Source organism: Clostridium sp. CM74B_53 (assembly GCF_036318045.1).
Lineage (GTDB): Bacteria > Bacillota > Clostridia > Lachnospirales > Lachnospiraceae > Pilosibacter.
Genome location: NZ_JAWQDE010000018.1, coordinates 1 through 14394 on the forward strand (window position 1 = coordinate 1; position 14394 = coordinate 14394).

Below are 14394 nucleotides of genomic sequence, written 5' to 3' on the forward strand. Positions count from 1 at the left end.
ATGAGATATCCCATTCGAAAGAAGTAAGACCCCTTGAAGACGACGAGGTAGATAGGGCAGAGGTGGAAGTGCAGTAATGCATGGAGCTGACTGTTACTAATCGGTCGAGGGCTTATCCAGGAAGGTCAAGTGGAGATTCGAAGGTTGATGATGTTCAATATGTGGTTTTGAAGGTATGTTCCTTCATTATTCCTCGATAGCTCAGTCGGTAGAGCACGCGGCTGTTAACCGCGCTGTCGTAGGTTCGAGTCCTACTCGGGGAGTTTTTTCATACTATCCAATGTGTTCGGTAAACCTGATGAGATGTGGGTCTGAAACGCCCTGGTCACCAGTTCAAATCTGGTAATCGATGGATTCGCGTTTATCCGGTTGACAGAGGCAAGTAAATATGATAGTATATATTTAAGGCCCCATGGTCAAGCGGTTAAGACATCGCCCTTTCACGGCGGTAACACGAGTTCGAACCTCGTTGGGGTCATTTAACTAAATATGGCGACATAGCCAAGTGGTAAGGCGTGGGTCTGCAACACCCTGATCACCAGTTCAAATCTGGTTGTCGCCTCTCTTATGAGAGCCTCAGAATCCTTTATTTATAAGGACTCTGGGGTTTTTTCTTTGTGATTTTGATGTTTGCGCGTGTTTGCGGTCTGAAAACAGTGCATTGTATGAAGATTTACCTATCTATATTCATACAATAAATTGAGTAGAAGGCTTCCTTCTCTTTTTGCTGGAATAGGAGTGGAATTAACATGGAAGATTCTGTTCACAGAAAATATAGTTATTATACGAGCCGTAACCGGCATCTGCTACCGGATATTTGGGGTAGAAGCCATAAATATCATGGAACTTATTCATGAGGGGGATGAAAAAGTCCATATCTGAACGGTATTGGTTCACATCAACAACCGCTATTACTCATCCGCCACACCGACCTGGACATTATACGCCGGGAGCAGCTGGTCATTTCCCATATAGTCCTTTTTGATTCGCATGAAAGTAGCGGAATGATCAGTCTTGGAATAGCTATTGCGTCCATCTCCACAGATTTGGATCTTTTCTACATAGTCATTCAGCTTTGACAGATATTCCTGAAGTTTTTCATAATGGCGCTGCTGGACTGACTTTCGATGTCCTTTCCCAGCGACAAACGTTGTTTCATCCAACTGCCAGATTTCTACGTATTTCGATGCGGCTTCCTTTAGGTATTTTGGCGAGTATTCCGTATTAATACTGAACTTTATCCCTGTGTATTGAAGCTCAAGATTAATTTCCTGAAACAGGGAAGTGATCTTCTCAAACAGGCGGTATCTGGATTTTTCAGTCGCTTTCTTCCATACCCAGGAATACTTGTTTGCGTTGGCTTCAAACTTAGAACCGTCAATATATAAATGTTGCAGGTCCGTATGTTCTTTCTCAAAAATTTTTTGATTGATATCACAGAATAGTTTCTCAATAGAATCGCTGAGTATCTCATTGATAAAATATCCAAAAGTCCGATAGGATGGGACTTCATGATCCATCAGATACATGAATCTTAGATTCACTTTGCAGCTGTCTTCCAGCTCACGAAGAGAAACATATCCATTTGTCATAAATCCGAACAGGATTGTTTTCAGCATACTGACCGGGTTATACCGAAGTCTTCCCACCTCATGTTTCGGGATTTCCTTCAGGTATTTCTCCAAATCGATTTCTCCCATAAATCGATTAAATGTCAGCACCGGATCACAAATGTCCAGATAATCTTGAATTAGTATTGGCAAAACTGCCTGTTTGGGGTTAGAATAAGTGTGTGTTATTTTTTTCATTGCAGATTAATTTTAACACAAAAAGAGGACCTTGGATTCATTATGAATCCTTGGTCCTTCTTTTTTATAGGCTATGTTTTTTCACAGCCCCTTTTTGTTAAAAGTGTTTACACGGTTTTGAAATTTTTGTATGTGAATGTGCCAAGTAGGAAATCCCTCCGACTATAATGGTACTAAAGATACTTCCCATAATAGTGCCTATGATTTTTCCGTTTATATAGTCTCTATTCGTATCAGAAATATCTTTATCAACCGCGTCCCAATCAATAGCTTCCGCCTTAGTGTATTTGATAAGCTCACCGTCATCAGATAGGCTGGTCGCGTAAACTGGCTTCCCGTGAACTGCTTCCATCTGATCTGCAGTAACAATTGCCTCTAGTAACGCTTTATCGTTACTAATAAACAGCTGTGTATGCTGTACTTTATACCAAGTAACAGCATTGATGATCCTTTGATCTGCGATCCGCCGGTGTAATATTCTAACATCAACCTCATCCGGCTCTTCTTCCAAGGAGAATTTATTTATATTACGAAAAATCTGTGGCTGGACCACACAGGAATTAGGGGATCGGATCGGGCTTACCAAGCAAACCATCAGCAATTTAGAAAATGGGAAATCCACAATGAGTAAATTGCAATATATTGGTTTGCGATATATTTTTGAATATGAAATTACTCACTCTAAAGCTCCTTATGTAGAACTCTTAAAAAATGCTATGGATAAATTATTAGACGCCAAGCTAACACGTGAGGAATTTAAAAATTATCAAGCAAAATTTTTGTACGAGGCTACAGCTCCGCAAAATAAATTTCGCAAAAAAGCCGTTTCAAGTATTGCACATGCAGCTACTGTTGGTGCAACAGTTGGTGCTGGCATACTGGGCGCTGGTTTATCTCCAATCGGTACAATCGGCGCCGTTGTCGGAATGACAACACCAATCGGTGCAATTGGTGCAATCGGCGCCGCTACAGGAGCGGTTGCTGGAATGGTTACTGGAGCAACAACTGATTGGTTCGCTCGATTAAATTCAAAAGACGATGATGTAGAAATTTTCCAAGATGATAATATGAACGACTAAGTATTTTCATTATGCTGAAATGCACTGTAAATTTATTTTTTCACTCTATAATAGCAAATTGCACAAAAAGAACGTACATCTTTCTATATGATAACGTTATCAATAAATAGAATAACGTTCTTTATAAATTGATGTGATCTATATTTTCAGACACTTTTTTCTTCCCTAGAAATAAAAATCTTTGTAAAGTATTTCATAAAATTATATGATATACTACTGCTATATAATACGAGGAGGAACAACTGGATGATAAAGATAAGGCGGGAACAGATTGCAGGAATGAATATGCACTATAAATACAGAACTTTGGATTATTTCTTTAAAACGCAGCAGGCTCTCGGAATAAAAAATATAGAGTTTTGGTGTGCAAGACCGCATTTCCTGCTAGATGATTATGGGTTTGAGGATGCGGCTGAATTAAAAAAGAATGCAGCAGATTATGGATTGACAATCGGAGCTTTTTCACCGGAGTGTACGATTTATAATTATGCACTTTGCTGTCATGACGAGACGGCAAGGAAGCATTCAATCGGATATTTTGAAAATGGAATCCGTGCAGCGGCAGAAGCTGGTGCGAAAGTGATGGTACTCAATTGCTGCGGCGGTGCAAGAAATGAAGATCCGAGACGTATTTTTGAACGTGCGGTTCAAACCTTGCGTCGGCTTTCAAAAACTGCTGCGGAAGAGGGGGTTGTTCTTGCAGTGGAAACAGTACGGCCAGAAGACGCAACGGTTATTAATATGCTTCCAGAGCTAAAAAAACTTTTGGAGTCGGTTAATGAGCCGCAGATACAGGCTGCCCTGAATTTGACGAGTGCCGGAGTGGCAGGAGAGTCGATGAAAGACTGGTTTGAAGCATTAGGAGACAAAATATATCATATCCGTTTTGTGGATGGACGTCCGCAGGGATGCCTTGCATGGGGAGATGGTTTGAGACCGTTAGAGGATCAATTGACTTGTCTGGATCAGTACAAATATAAAGGATTGCTAAGCCTGGCACTGAATGATGCACGCTACCTGGAGGATCCGGCTGCAGCCGATCGGCAGAATATGCGTGAATTGGAACCGTTTATAATGGATTAATTGTATGAGGAGGAAGCGAAAATGAAAATAGTTGATTTTGATAAACTTTCGGTATTGAATCTTCATTATTGCCAATATACGTTGGATTATTTCCTGGATTGTATGCAGGAACTGGGAATCAAAAATGTAGAATTGCTGGGAGGGCATCAAGGACTTTGGCTGGATCCAAATGAATATCAGGATCCAGAGCCAGTCCGTAAAAAATTACAGGAACACGGTTTGAAGTGCCCAGTATTTACACCACAGAATTGCCGGTTTGGTTATCAATTTGGTGTAAAAGAACCAGAACTGAGAGAAAAAACATTTGGATTTTTTGCAAATGCGATACGTCTGGGGGCTGCGCTGGGGGCAGACAAGATGGAAGCAAATTCTGGATGGGGTTACTGGGATGAAGCGGAGGAGGATGGGTTGAAGCGGGCAGCTGAGATGCATCAGAGACTTTGTGAGGTCGCAGAGGAAAATGGCGTGACAATTGTGGCAGAGACTTTACGGCCGCAGGAATCAAGAATTGGGTATAGTTTGCAGCAAATGAAACAGTTATTTGATTTAGTCGATCATCCGCGCTTTAAAGTTATGATTGATTTGACAGCAATGTCAGTTTCTGGTGAAACGATTCAGCAGTGGTTTGATGTTTTTGGAAAGGAAAACATTGTACATGCACATTTTCAGGATTGTGATCCCTATGGGCATTACATCTGGGGTGAAGGGAAGAGAAACTTAAGAAAGGATTTAGAGGACATGGTAAAAAATGGATATGAGGGATATTTTACGCAGGAACTGACAGCACCAGCGTATTACCTGGATCCATTTCGTTATGACAAAAGAAATGTGCAGAATTTGAGAATGTACATGGAATAGAGGAGAGAAAGAATATGTGGACAGATGAATTATTTCATGTAAAAAAGCCAATCATTGCACTGTTGCATTTGCGGGCGCTGCCGGGGGGATCCTCTGTATGAAAAAGACGCAACGATGGGAGAGGTAATTGAAAATGCAGCCAGAGAGCTTCAGGCGCTCCAGGAGGGAGGAGTAGATGGAGTTTTGATTGCCAATGAATTCAGCCTTCCGTATGAAAAAAAGGTTTCCTACGTAACTGTGGCAGCGATGGGACGGGTTGTGGGAGAATTAAAAAAAGAGATAAAAGTTCCATTTGGTGTCAATATTGTTTCTAATCCATTGGCGACGATTGACTTGGCAGCAGCAGTCGAGGCAGATATGGGATGAAAGTGAGCTTTAGGGAAAGAAAAAAGATATAAATGTAATCTGTAAATAAGCGGGCACTGTGAAATCTGATAGAGTGAAGGTTTTTGCAGTGCCTTTGTGTGTAGAGAGGAGAAAAATAAGATGGCAAATGGGGTAAGCACAACGCAGATACGAGAATTTCTTGCTACTTTACCGGTTAATAAGGTCTTTCATTTATCAGAAATCATGGAACTCATCGAAAAAGAACCTGGATGAGGGATTTAAAAGAGAAAACCAGTATAATCATACGGGGTGCAATGTCTATGATGGCCATACAATTAAGAGTCAGCCGATGGGGTTCTGGATAAGGGCAGACGTATTGCAATATAAAATGGATCATAGAATTCCCATCTGTTGCATATATGGAGAAGTGGTATGGGATAAAACGGGAGAATGGGTTACGACAGGCGAGAGCCGAACTGGCTGTGTGATGTGTGGATTTGGTTGTCATCTGAAGAAAGAGCCGAACCGAATTCAGAGGCTGCGGTGTTCAAAAAATCCGGTACATCGTCGGATGTGTGAAGGAATTTTAAAAATTGAGAATCATGGAGTTACATATGAGGAGGCGTTGCAGAGGTGCCATATTGCGACAACGATAGAAGAGATTCAGTCGGATGCAGAAGATAAGGGGAGGGCTGCATAAACGAATATTTTTTCAGACGATGATAGGAATTTTAAATGGAGTTTGCTATAATGATAACAACGATGGTTGAAGAGCAGGAAAGGAATCAGGGATGACCGGATTTGTACAGAGCAAAATCGAGTTAGAGCGGGATGTACAGAATGAGCTTCTGAACTGGAAGAATAAACGGCATCATACTGTATTACAAATAGAAGGACCATGGCATGTTGGAAAGACGCATGAGGTCAAGAAGTTTGTATATAGCCATTATAAACAGGTCGTCTATGTGAATCTCGTGCGTGATGAATATGGATTTGAAGATCTAATGCTTACAGATCATTTTATGCGGGAATATTGCAGGAATGCAGGAATTGGTGAGTATGTGGATGATGAAAGTACAGTTCTCGTGATTGATGAGATTCAGGAGCGTGCGAATGTCTACAATGCGATCCGTGATCTGCGGGAACAGCTTGGATGCGACATCATTGTCAGCGGCAGTTATCTTGCCAGAACCGTCAATTCCAGAGACTTCTTCCTTCCGGCAGGGATTGCGTACCTTCAAATGTACCCGCTGTCATTCAAAGAATTTTGCAGAGCATTGAATATAGAAGATATATTGGAAACAATCAGCTTGAAGTCAGAATCCAAGGATGAAGATTATCAGAAACTTGAAGAGGCCTATCAGGTATATCGAAAAATTGGTGGGTATCCGCTGGTTGTCACAACATTCATAGAATCCAGACAGATTGACGACTGTATGGTGGTTCTTGAAGATCTGATTCGTACCTTTACGGCAGAGTCAAGTCGATTCTTTACCAATAGTACGGCACTTAGTATTTTCCAGGAAGCGTATAAAGCAGTTCTGGTGCAGATTGCGGAAGAGGAGAAGGGCACTGGAAAGACATTTCTGGAATTTGTCACGAATTTTGTGAAAGACACGGTAAAGGAACCGGTGAGCAGGAATGAGGTGCGCACAGCGGCTTCGTGGCTGTTATATTCCGGAATTATCGGCTACTGCGATCTTTATAATAATGGGGATGTGACAGATGTTGTCAGCAATCGAAGGGCATACTTTGCTGATCCGGGAATCGCAAATTATATTTCCAGTATGGTTACAGTTCCGAAAGACGCGACCGAGGGAATGTTGACAGAGACATTTGCGTATACAGAGCTTAGTCGCTTGTATCAGGCTGCTCCGGGGAAAAAGCGTGTTCGGGGTGACAAGCCGTGCTTTTCTACCTGTGGAGACTATGAACTGGATTTTGTGGTTGTCGATAAAGATGATGTTCGCTATGGACTTGAGGTAAAGAGCGGAAATAATCGTGCCAAATCTTTGGAGTATTATAGAGATAAGGGTATGGTTGACAAAGGGTTCCGGTGTGCACTTTCTCATGGAGGTCAGGGATCACGCTTTGCAACGATACCGATTTATACGATCGGATGCCGATTCCCCTATGAGACAGTATAAAATGGATGAATGAGTGGACGGGAGGACAAGATGCAAATCGATTTAGAAAGAAAAGCATCTAGTAAATTGCTTGCATGGAAGAATAAACCGAACCATTCTACACTTGAAGTGTCAGGGGCAAGACAGGTTGGAAAAACTTATCTGGTCAATAAGTTTGCGGACCGGGAATATAAAAGAAAAATTTATGTAAATCTTCTGGAACTTTCTGGGGAATTACTGGTGAGCCATTACAGAGATCTCATTCAGAACATGAAACAGGGAGAACGGTATGAGAATCCTGTGTATGAGTTGATTAAACGATATGACCCTACGTTTGTTGATGACTCAGACACGGTTGTGATCATTGATGAGATTCAGGAATCGGTAGATATTTATAACCGGATTCGGGAGTTTACGAGAAATCTGGCGTGTGATTTTATCATTACAGGAAGCTACCGTGGAAGAATTCTGAATGACGACTTTAAATATTCGGCTGGGGATTTGGACGCAATTGATATTCAGACTCTCAGCTTTGAAGAGTTTTTAATGGCATTAGGAAAGGAAAAGCTATACCGGCAGCTGGATTTATATGGAAACAGCAGTGAAAATACGTACCGGGAGCTGGAAGAGCTTTACCATATATACTGCACGATTGGCGGATATCCGGCAGTTGTGCTAACTTATATGGAGACAGGTAGCATCTCTCAGTGCCAATTGACTCTTGAGAAGATCGTTCGCCTGTTTGCAAATGAGAGCCGGAGATACTTTAAAGACATCTTGGAATACGATAGCTATGAGAACCTGTTTACGAGTGTCGCAAGACTTCTTGTGAGGGAAAAAAAGGGATTCGAGGAAGACAGTTTCAGTGAAGAACTTCAAAGCCTTGTTGTGAGAGAATACTCAAGCAATCTTTCAAAAGCTGCGGTAAACCGGGCAATTGACTGGCTCCACAGTGCTGGAATTATTGGATTTGCCGGAAAACTGACTGGATGTGATATTCTGTCTTACAAAGCAAAATCAAGAGCGTTCTTCATGGATCTGGGACTTACAACGTATTTTCTGACCCAGACAGGCTGCAGAGCAGGGGATATTCAGGGAGTGGTCAACGAAAATTTCGTATATCTTGATCTGAAACGAAGAATTTCATATCCAAGGGAGATTGCATTGGAGACCCCGGCGTTTTCTACATGGGGGAAATATGAGATTGATTTCTTCGTAAAGTCAGTTCATGCAGGCCAACACACGTATGCTGTTGAGGTTAAGGCTGGAAAAAACAGTGGAAAGACCGCGGAGGAGATCCTGGAGAAGAGAAAAGCAGATTATGTTCTGTATGCAAAGGGAAATACGCATGGTGGAATCCATGGAAATACTTACACGATCCCGATTTATGGGATAGCGAAGTTTCAGTTTAATTAGAGGAAAGTCGGCAACTAAAGCATTTTACAAATTTTGAGAGCAGAAGCTATGTGGATAGCAACTGCTCTCATTTTTAGTTGGGGCAGCAGGTGAAAATCTATGCATTAGTTGCCTGCTGTAGGTCCTTGCGATATCGATAATAGGTGTTACGGCTGATGCCAATTACTTTCATACAGTCAGTCGGACATAGATCTCCGCCAAAGAGTCTGTCCCGCTTGATGATGATATTTTTTGCCTTCCGTTCCTTTTCTGTAATACAGCGTCCATGTGGACGACCGAGCTTTTTCCCGGATAAGCGGGCAGTTTGCAGACCCTCAATGGTACGCTGACGGAGATCGTCAACTTCTTTCTGTGCCTGGTCAAAGGCGATTTTAATTTGCTTCTCAGCTAATTTCATCAGATACTGCTCCACGCCTTTAAGAATCAGATCAGCATCAGTACCGGTCATTGGAATATCAATCTGAAGAGATTCGCGGTACACAGCAGTATCGATTTGTGGCTCATTTATAAATTCTAATGTAATGCCCCGCTGATAGAGCGCTTTATAGTCTGCAAATCCTTCATCTGAAGTACGGGACATTCGGGAGACAGAGTCGAAGACGATTTTGTCATTTCCTTTTACCATTGAGATCAGATTTACCCATTTAGGGCGGTCCTGCGTTCGCCCAGTATAAACTTCGATGATCATTATGGCATCTGGGTAGCGGGATTTAATATTGCGAATCTGGCGGTCGATGTTTTGGTGCTTGCTGGAAATTCTTGCGTATCCGTATATCAATGAGGTATCCTCCGAGACGTATGATAAAAAGCTTACGTTTATATTATACAATAATCGCTCAGATAATGAAAGATATAAGTGTACGAAAAAAACGGTCGTTTTTTATACAGTTTCAACTTGCGTATATTGCCAATCATCTGTACACTATAAATATAACATTTTTTTCATACAATCGGGAGAGATGTGCATTGAACTATGGATATATAAGGATTTCTACAAAATTTCAGAACGTGGAACGACAGGAGCGCAACATCCGCCTGATGTGTCCGGATCCGAACCTTGTTATCATCAAGGAAATTTTTACTGGTAGCACACAGGATCGGCATAAGTGGCGGAGATATTATCCCAGATTTATGCCTGGAGATAATATCTATTTTGATTCGGTTTCCAGAATGGCCCGTGATGAGGATGATGGAGTAAAGGAGTACCTGGATCTGTATAAAAGAAAAGTGAACTTGTTTTTCTTCGTGGAGCCTGGGATCAACACGGATGTATATCGGGAAGCCTGTCAGATGCAAATTCCACGGACTGGCACGGAGGTTGATATAATTCTGGAGGCCATCGAAGCATATCAAGTGAAGCTTGCAGAAAAGCAAGTCCGTATTGCCTTTTAACAGGCCCAGAAGGAACTGGATGATCTCAGGCAACGAACGATCGAGGGATTAGAAACAGCCAGACGTTCTGGAAAGCAGCTCGGCCGGCCTCGTGGCCGGTGCATCACCGAGAAGGAACGAAAGGCAAAAAATATTATTCTGAAACGTGATACGCTCTTTGGTGGAGATCTTTGTCCATCTGACTGCATGAAAGTAATCGGCATCAGTCGCGGCACTTACTACAAATATAGAAACGACTTATCTAAATTTCCAATTGCATAGTAAAAGGCGGAAATGCATCCATGTGTATTTCCGCCTTAAGTTCCTTTAACATAGGCGACCAGTGATCACCTATTTACATAAAAGATAAAGATATCCATGATAATAAATGCTATTCCAAACACATGGTTAGAAACTTTAAATAATAAGGGAGTATCTTTTTCAAGTATATCTTTTTTAAATTTTGCAAGCATTGCACACTTCAATACGCAGAATACAAAAAAAGCCAAAAGTCCGGTTATTTGTAAATTCTTATAATTGTAATAGGATGCCCATGCAATAAAAATACAAAATAATATCCCTGATAAATTAAAATACGAATAGACATTTCCCTTATATTTCATAGCATACCTCTCAATTAATAAATCTCATAAGATACATAGCCCGGGGTCCAACCTAAAACACCATCGTTTGTATATCCATAGGTATAACTAATATGGAGTACAACTGTATATCCATATATCATACTTCCAGCCGTAAGTAATATATTGGCAGCATAAAGCGCGGTTGCTAAAGTCACATAAGGCGAAGCAGCCATAATTTCACTAGCAATTCCAGCAGCTGTTGCGGCATCGTCAACGTGAATCGTTACATCAATAACGCATGTTTGCCCAATGGATGGGTTCGAAGGAAAAGCTTTCGCCCTTGCGGAATACGGCTGGGTATTTTCATAAGCAAGGTTAACTAACCTTTCAGCTTCAGTTTCTGTAGCTCCGTATTTTGTCATTAATACCTGGATCAGTTCATCCCTGCTGAGAGAATCGAAGTATGCCTGCTCTCTGGCAATTTCCCCGGATGACATGTATAATCTTAATGGTGCAGTTTCTGCAGCCAAGACAGTTGACGTAAAAGTGGTGCAAATAAGAATTGCTGTAAGAATAAGACTCATAATTCTTTTTCTAATTTTTTTTATAAAAGTACCTCCTTGATTTGATAGTGTCAAATTGTGGGGGTGCTTAAAATAAAAGTATTTATTTGTTCATTGGATTCACTCCTTTTATGTTTAAATATAGCGAAATTAAGCATGTGTTTTGTTTTTCTATGTGTAAATTCTATCATAGTTGTTTTAAAAGCGCAATATTAGTAAATCAATCATAAAAATTCTGCAAGTTTTCAGTTGAAATGTAAGAAATTCTTCATTTTTGATGTGGATGTAGTAATATTGTCATTTTACTATTCGCTTAGCTATATCCGCACCTAAGAAAATGATTTTTTGCAACCGATTTATTTCGAGCAGTTGACCTTTCCCGAATTACAAGGTTGCCTTCCATAAAAAAGGGGCTGTCGCAATAGCAAATTCCATATCTTTTAAAAAAGGGATCAGGGTGCATGTATCGGTTGGACGCGGGCTAATATCAATCCATATGATGTATTCAGAGTCCACTCCGTGCTGGATGTTATAAGCAGGTTTTAACTGTCCATTCAGCATCGCATCTTCTTTCATTCTCATGAAGGTCGCATCCGGGTCTGTTTTGGAATAATTGTTTCTATCTCCAAGCGTATACAGTTTTTTCGTATATTCCTTTAGTTTCTCCAGATATTGATCCAGCTGTTCCAGGGATTTCTGCAACTGTGTTTTTCTACGTCCAATTCCATGCACGAACACAATTCCCTCCTGTACTTTGACGCGGCACAACTGCTTTTTTAACCGTTTTAATGTGTGGATGGATATCTGGTCATGGTATACGGTCCTGATTCCATAGAGTTCTTCGCATTCAGCCACAAAAGAAGTTAGTTTTGTGTATAACCGGGCCTGATTTTTCGTAATAGCCCGTTTCCATACAAATGTATATTTATTGGCTGCCGATTCAATCTTGGTGCCATCAATAAAAATGGTCTTTCCCGAAATCTCACCAAAAAGATAGAGCAGATCTGACATTTGGGCAAGAAGAACCTTTGCGCAGGCAGAAAAATGTAGGGAGATAAAACGCGCAATCGTTGCATGATCAGGAGCAGGCATTCCTTCAAGGAGATACATAAAGTTGATATCCCGTTTACATGCTTTTCGGATATCTCGACTTGAGTAGATTCGATTCATTGCTGCATAGATAACGAGTTTCAGCATCTGACGCGGCGTTGCCTGATTTTTTCTGATCCTGCCATAAGTTTTATATAGTTCAGAAAGGTCCATTTCCTCCACAAAGGCACTTACCAGACGAACTGGATCATCAGATGGAATAGAAATCTCTAAATCCAGCGGAAGTTTGATTTGATAATCCAGCGAAAATGAGGTATAATCCCTCTGTATTATTTTGTTTAGTCGCATAAACTGATTATACCACGAACGCCGGGCTTTTCGAAGCTCGGCGTTTTGTGTTGGATATATAAAATGAGCTGCCGCACGTTAGTGCACCAGCCCCTTTTTATTGGCAGAAGCTTCCGGTCGATCAAAAAGGCTTATCTCTTTTATATGGGAAGAGCTCCGGACCCGTGTTCTATTCTATTTATCATCATAATGGCACCGTGGCGAAATATGGTACTCCTTGATTTTGTATTGCAGGCATCTTCGTGAGATTCCAAGATATTCGGCCGTCTTTTCACGATGTCCAGAGCAGGTCTGGAGGGCGGCGATAATTTGGTCGCGGGTAGGCATATTGGAGCGCCTGACACCGGAAATTGTGGCCGGAACGGTGACATCGCCGGGAAAATGATTGGTAATACTGCCTGAAAATGATATCGGGAGTGATGCCTGTGGAATCGGTCCGCTTGGGAAAATCGCAGAGACCGTGGATTTCGTCCCAGGAATATCCTTGCCAGAGTCATGTCGCTCATCGGGAGTAATATCCAGCAGACCATCCGGAATCTGGCTGATCATTCTGGTGGCGCGAGGGGTCATGACGACCATACGCTCCACAAAATTGCGTAGTTCCCGGACGTTTCCCGGCCATGAATAGCGCTGTACTGCGTCCAGAACAGAATCGGAAAATTCCTTTTGAAGATTATACTTTTTTCCAAAATAGTGAAGAAAATGAAGGCACAGGGGAATAATATCTTCTTTACGGTTGTGGAGTGGTGGAATCGTAAGAGGAATGACCTGGATCCGGTAATACAGGTCCTCACGAAATTGCCCTTGCTCCACGAGTTTCTGGAGGTTCCGGTTTGTTGCCGCGATTAGGCGAAAATTGACCTTTTTTGTTTTTGTGGAGCCGATTCTCTGAATACTTTTTTCTTCCAGTGTTCGGAGCAGCTTTCCCTGTACATTGATTGGCAGTGAATTAATCTCATCGAGAAACAGGGTACCACCGTCTGCAGCTTCCACCAATCCTATTTTTCCATCCTTTGCAGCGCCGGTAAAAGACCCTTTTTCATAGCCGAATAGCTCTGCCTCAATCAGATTTTCAGGAAATGCGGCACAGTTGACCGTAATCAGCGGTTTGCCACACCGCTCACTGTGTTCATAGATATAGTGGGCAAGAACTTCCTTTCCGCTTCCAGATTCTCCGTAGAGAAGGACTGTGGAATCCAAAGAAGCCACATTCGCTGCGACGGACAGGAGCTGTTGAAATGCGGGACTTTTCGCCACGATATCCTGCTTTTCACGGACAGCAGGTTCCTTTGTATCATAGTTGATGATCTTATGTTCTTTTAACAGGGAATGATACAGATCTTCAAAAGTCTGTATATCCTGCATCATACTGATCACATACTGGATATTTCCGAATGCGTCGAAGATCGGTATTCCGGTGACCATACGCAGTCGGGTCACTCCATCCATATTGTGGAAATTACGGTAGGTCTGAAGCCGCTTTACTAGCTGCTTTTTTTCCATGACAAGATCAAAGACGCAGACATCCATGATCTTCAAAAAATCATGGACATTGTGGCTGAGAAATTCCGCGCGGGGAATATTTCTCCAGTTGATCAGGTTTGTATTGACAAACAGGTAATTTCCCTGCGGATCGAACAAGGCGATCCCGACATCAATGTTATCGAGTATTTCAGCAAAAGGAAGTAAATTATGAAGTTCAGAATCGGCCATACAGGAGTTCCTTTCATATTTTTCTTTTGTACTATTATATCATACAAAAACGCAGAAATCAGGAGGAA

General features: G+C 41.7%; 12 protein-coding genes, 3 tRNA genes, 1 rRNA gene and 3 pseudogenes. 12 read left to right on the top strand and 7 right to left on the bottom strand.

The genetic code is table 11. The annotated features are described in order from the left end of the window. From V2546_RS13065 to V2546_RS13080, 4 genes are all read left to right on the top strand, one after another. Nucleotides 1-120 (top strand): 23S ribosomal RNA (locus V2546_RS13065); the annotation flags it as partial. Between the two features lie 70 nt (nt 121-190). Beyond that, nucleotides 191-263 (top strand) — tRNA-Asn (locus tag V2546_RS13070). A 143-nt stretch (nt 264-406) separates the two neighbouring features. Beyond that, nucleotides 407-478 (top strand) — tRNA-Glu (locus tag V2546_RS13075). A gap of 13 nt (nt 479-491) precedes the next feature. Further along, nucleotides 492-562 (top strand) — tRNA-Cys (locus V2546_RS13080). A 360-nt stretch (nt 563-922) separates the two neighbouring features. Here the strand turns inward: V2546_RS13080 and V2546_RS13085 are convergent. Together V2546_RS13085 and V2546_RS13090 are read right to left on the bottom strand one after the other, a co-directional pair. Further along, a pseudogene (locus V2546_RS13085) lies at nt 923-1808 on the bottom strand (transposase); the annotation flags it as partial. 97 nt (nt 1809-1905) lie between these two features. Next, nucleotides 1906-2319, bottom strand: coding sequence for a hypothetical protein (locus tag V2546_RS13090; RefSeq protein WP_147352740.1), 414 nt, complete (start codon nt 2317-2319; stop codon nt 1906-1908). A 25-nt stretch (nt 2320-2344) separates the two neighbouring features. On the opposite strand from V2546_RS13090, the pseudogene V2546_RS15755 reads away from it, so the two are divergent. The 7 genes and pseudogenes from V2546_RS15755 to V2546_RS13120 form a co-directional block, all read left to right on the top strand. After that, nucleotides 2345-2416, top strand: a pseudogene (locus tag V2546_RS15755) (helix-turn-helix transcriptional regulator); the annotation flags it as partial. A 15-nt stretch (nt 2417-2431) separates the two neighbouring features. Beyond that, nucleotides 2432-2887, top strand: a complete 456-nt coding sequence (locus tag V2546_RS13095; RefSeq protein ID WP_243022345.1) for a hypothetical protein — start codon at nt 2432-2434, stop codon at nt 2885-2887. 246 nt (nt 2888-3133) lie between these two features. After that, the gene (locus tag V2546_RS13100; RefSeq protein ID WP_118532687.1) at nt 3134-3970 is read left to right on the top strand and encodes a sugar phosphate isomerase/epimerase family protein; all 837 of its coding nucleotides are present in this window, start codon (nt 3134-3136) and stop codon (nt 3968-3970) included. Between the two features lie 21 nt (nt 3971-3991). Continuing rightward, nucleotides 3992-4828, top strand: a complete 837-nt coding sequence (locus V2546_RS13105; RefSeq protein ID WP_118532685.1) for a sugar phosphate isomerase/epimerase family protein — start codon at nt 3992-3994, stop codon at nt 4826-4828. 114 nt (nt 4829-4942) lie between these two features. Further along, on the top strand, nt 4943-5194 hold the full coding sequence (locus tag V2546_RS13110) for a BtpA/SgcQ family protein (RefSeq protein WP_243022344.1): 252 nt from the start codon (nt 4943-4945) through the stop codon (nt 5192-5194). Between the two features lie 752 nt (nt 5195-5946). After that, nucleotides 5947-7302: an AAA family ATPase gene (locus V2546_RS13115; RefSeq protein ID WP_118532681.1), complete on the top strand. Its 1356-nt coding sequence runs from the start codon at nt 5947-5949 to the stop codon at nt 7300-7302. 30 nt (nt 7303-7332) lie between these two features. Next, complete coding sequence (locus V2546_RS13120) at nt 7333-8697, top strand: AAA family ATPase (RefSeq protein ID WP_329752572.1); 1365 nt, start codon at nt 7333-7335, stop codon at nt 8695-8697. 97 nt (nt 8698-8794) lie between these two features. On the opposite strand, the gene V2546_RS13125 is transcribed toward V2546_RS13120, so the two are convergent. Further along, the gene (locus tag V2546_RS13125; RefSeq protein ID WP_329752573.1) at nt 8795-9475 is read right to left on the bottom strand and encodes a recombinase family protein; all 681 of its coding nucleotides are present in this window, start codon (nt 9473-9475) and stop codon (nt 8795-8797) included. 188 nt (nt 9476-9663) lie between these two features. Between V2546_RS13125 and V2546_RS13130 the strand changes: the two genes are divergently transcribed. After that, on the top strand, nt 9664-10089 hold the full coding sequence (locus tag V2546_RS13130) for a recombinase family protein (RefSeq protein ID WP_329752574.1): 426 nt from the start codon (nt 9664-9666) through the stop codon (nt 10087-10089). Between the two features lie 326 nt (nt 10090-10415). On the opposite strand, the gene V2546_RS13135 is transcribed toward V2546_RS13130, so the two are convergent. From V2546_RS13135 to V2546_RS13150, 4 genes and pseudogenes are all read right to left on the bottom strand, one after another. Then, on the bottom strand, nt 10416-10691 hold the full coding sequence (locus V2546_RS13135) for a hypothetical protein (protein WP_015552225.1): 276 nt from the start codon (nt 10689-10691) through the stop codon (nt 10416-10418). Between the two features lie 14 nt (nt 10692-10705). Next, nucleotides 10706-11236, bottom strand: coding sequence for a hypothetical protein (locus V2546_RS13140; protein ID WP_329752575.1), 531 nt, complete (start codon nt 11234-11236; stop codon nt 10706-10708). A gap of 408 nt (nt 11237-11644) precedes the next feature. Beyond that, nucleotides 11645-12613: pseudogene (locus tag V2546_RS13145) on the bottom strand (transposase); the annotation flags it as partial. 174 nt (nt 12614-12787) lie between these two features. Beyond that, nucleotides 12788-14326 (bottom strand): sigma-54 interaction domain-containing protein, encoded by a 1539-nt coding sequence (locus tag V2546_RS13150; RefSeq protein WP_243022343.1) that lies wholly within the window; start codon nt 14324-14326, stop codon nt 12788-12790. Nucleotides 14327-14394 lie beyond the last annotated feature (68 nt).

What these genes read in the sequence shown, in the direction of transcription:
- V2546_RS13135 (WP_015552225.1), bottom strand. Translation starts at nt 10,691, where the DNA reads ATGAAATATAAGGGAAATGTCTATTCGTATTTTAATTTATCAGGGATA.
- V2546_RS13120 (WP_329752572.1), top strand. Translation starts at nt 7,333, where the DNA reads ATGCAAATCGATTTAGAAAGAAAAGCATCTAGTAAATTGCTTGCATGG.
- V2546_RS13105 (WP_118532685.1), top strand. Translation starts at nt 3,992, where the DNA reads ATGAAAATAGTTGATTTTGATAAACTTTCGGTATTGAATCTTCATTAT.
- V2546_RS13100 (WP_118532687.1), top strand. Translation starts at nt 3,134, where the DNA reads ATGATAAAGATAAGGCGGGAACAGATTGCAGGAATGAATATGCACTAT.
- V2546_RS13115 (WP_118532681.1), top strand. Translation starts at nt 5,947, where the DNA reads ATGACCGGATTTGTACAGAGCAAAATCGAGTTAGAGCGGGATGTACAG.
- V2546_RS13140 (WP_329752575.1), bottom strand. Translation starts at nt 11,236, where the DNA reads ATGAGTCTTATTCTTACAGCAATTCTTATTTGCACCACTTTTACGTCA.
- V2546_RS13110 (WP_243022344.1), top strand. Translation starts at nt 4,943, where the DNA reads ATGGGAGAGGTAATTGAAAATGCAGCCAGAGAGCTTCAGGCGCTCCAG.
- V2546_RS13150 (WP_243022343.1), bottom strand. Translation starts at nt 14,326, where the DNA reads ATGGCCGATTCTGAACTTCATAATTTACTTCCTTTTGCTGAAATACTC.
- V2546_RS13095 (WP_243022345.1), top strand. Translation starts at nt 2,432, where the DNA reads ATGAGTAAATTGCAATATATTGGTTTGCGATATATTTTTGAATATGAA.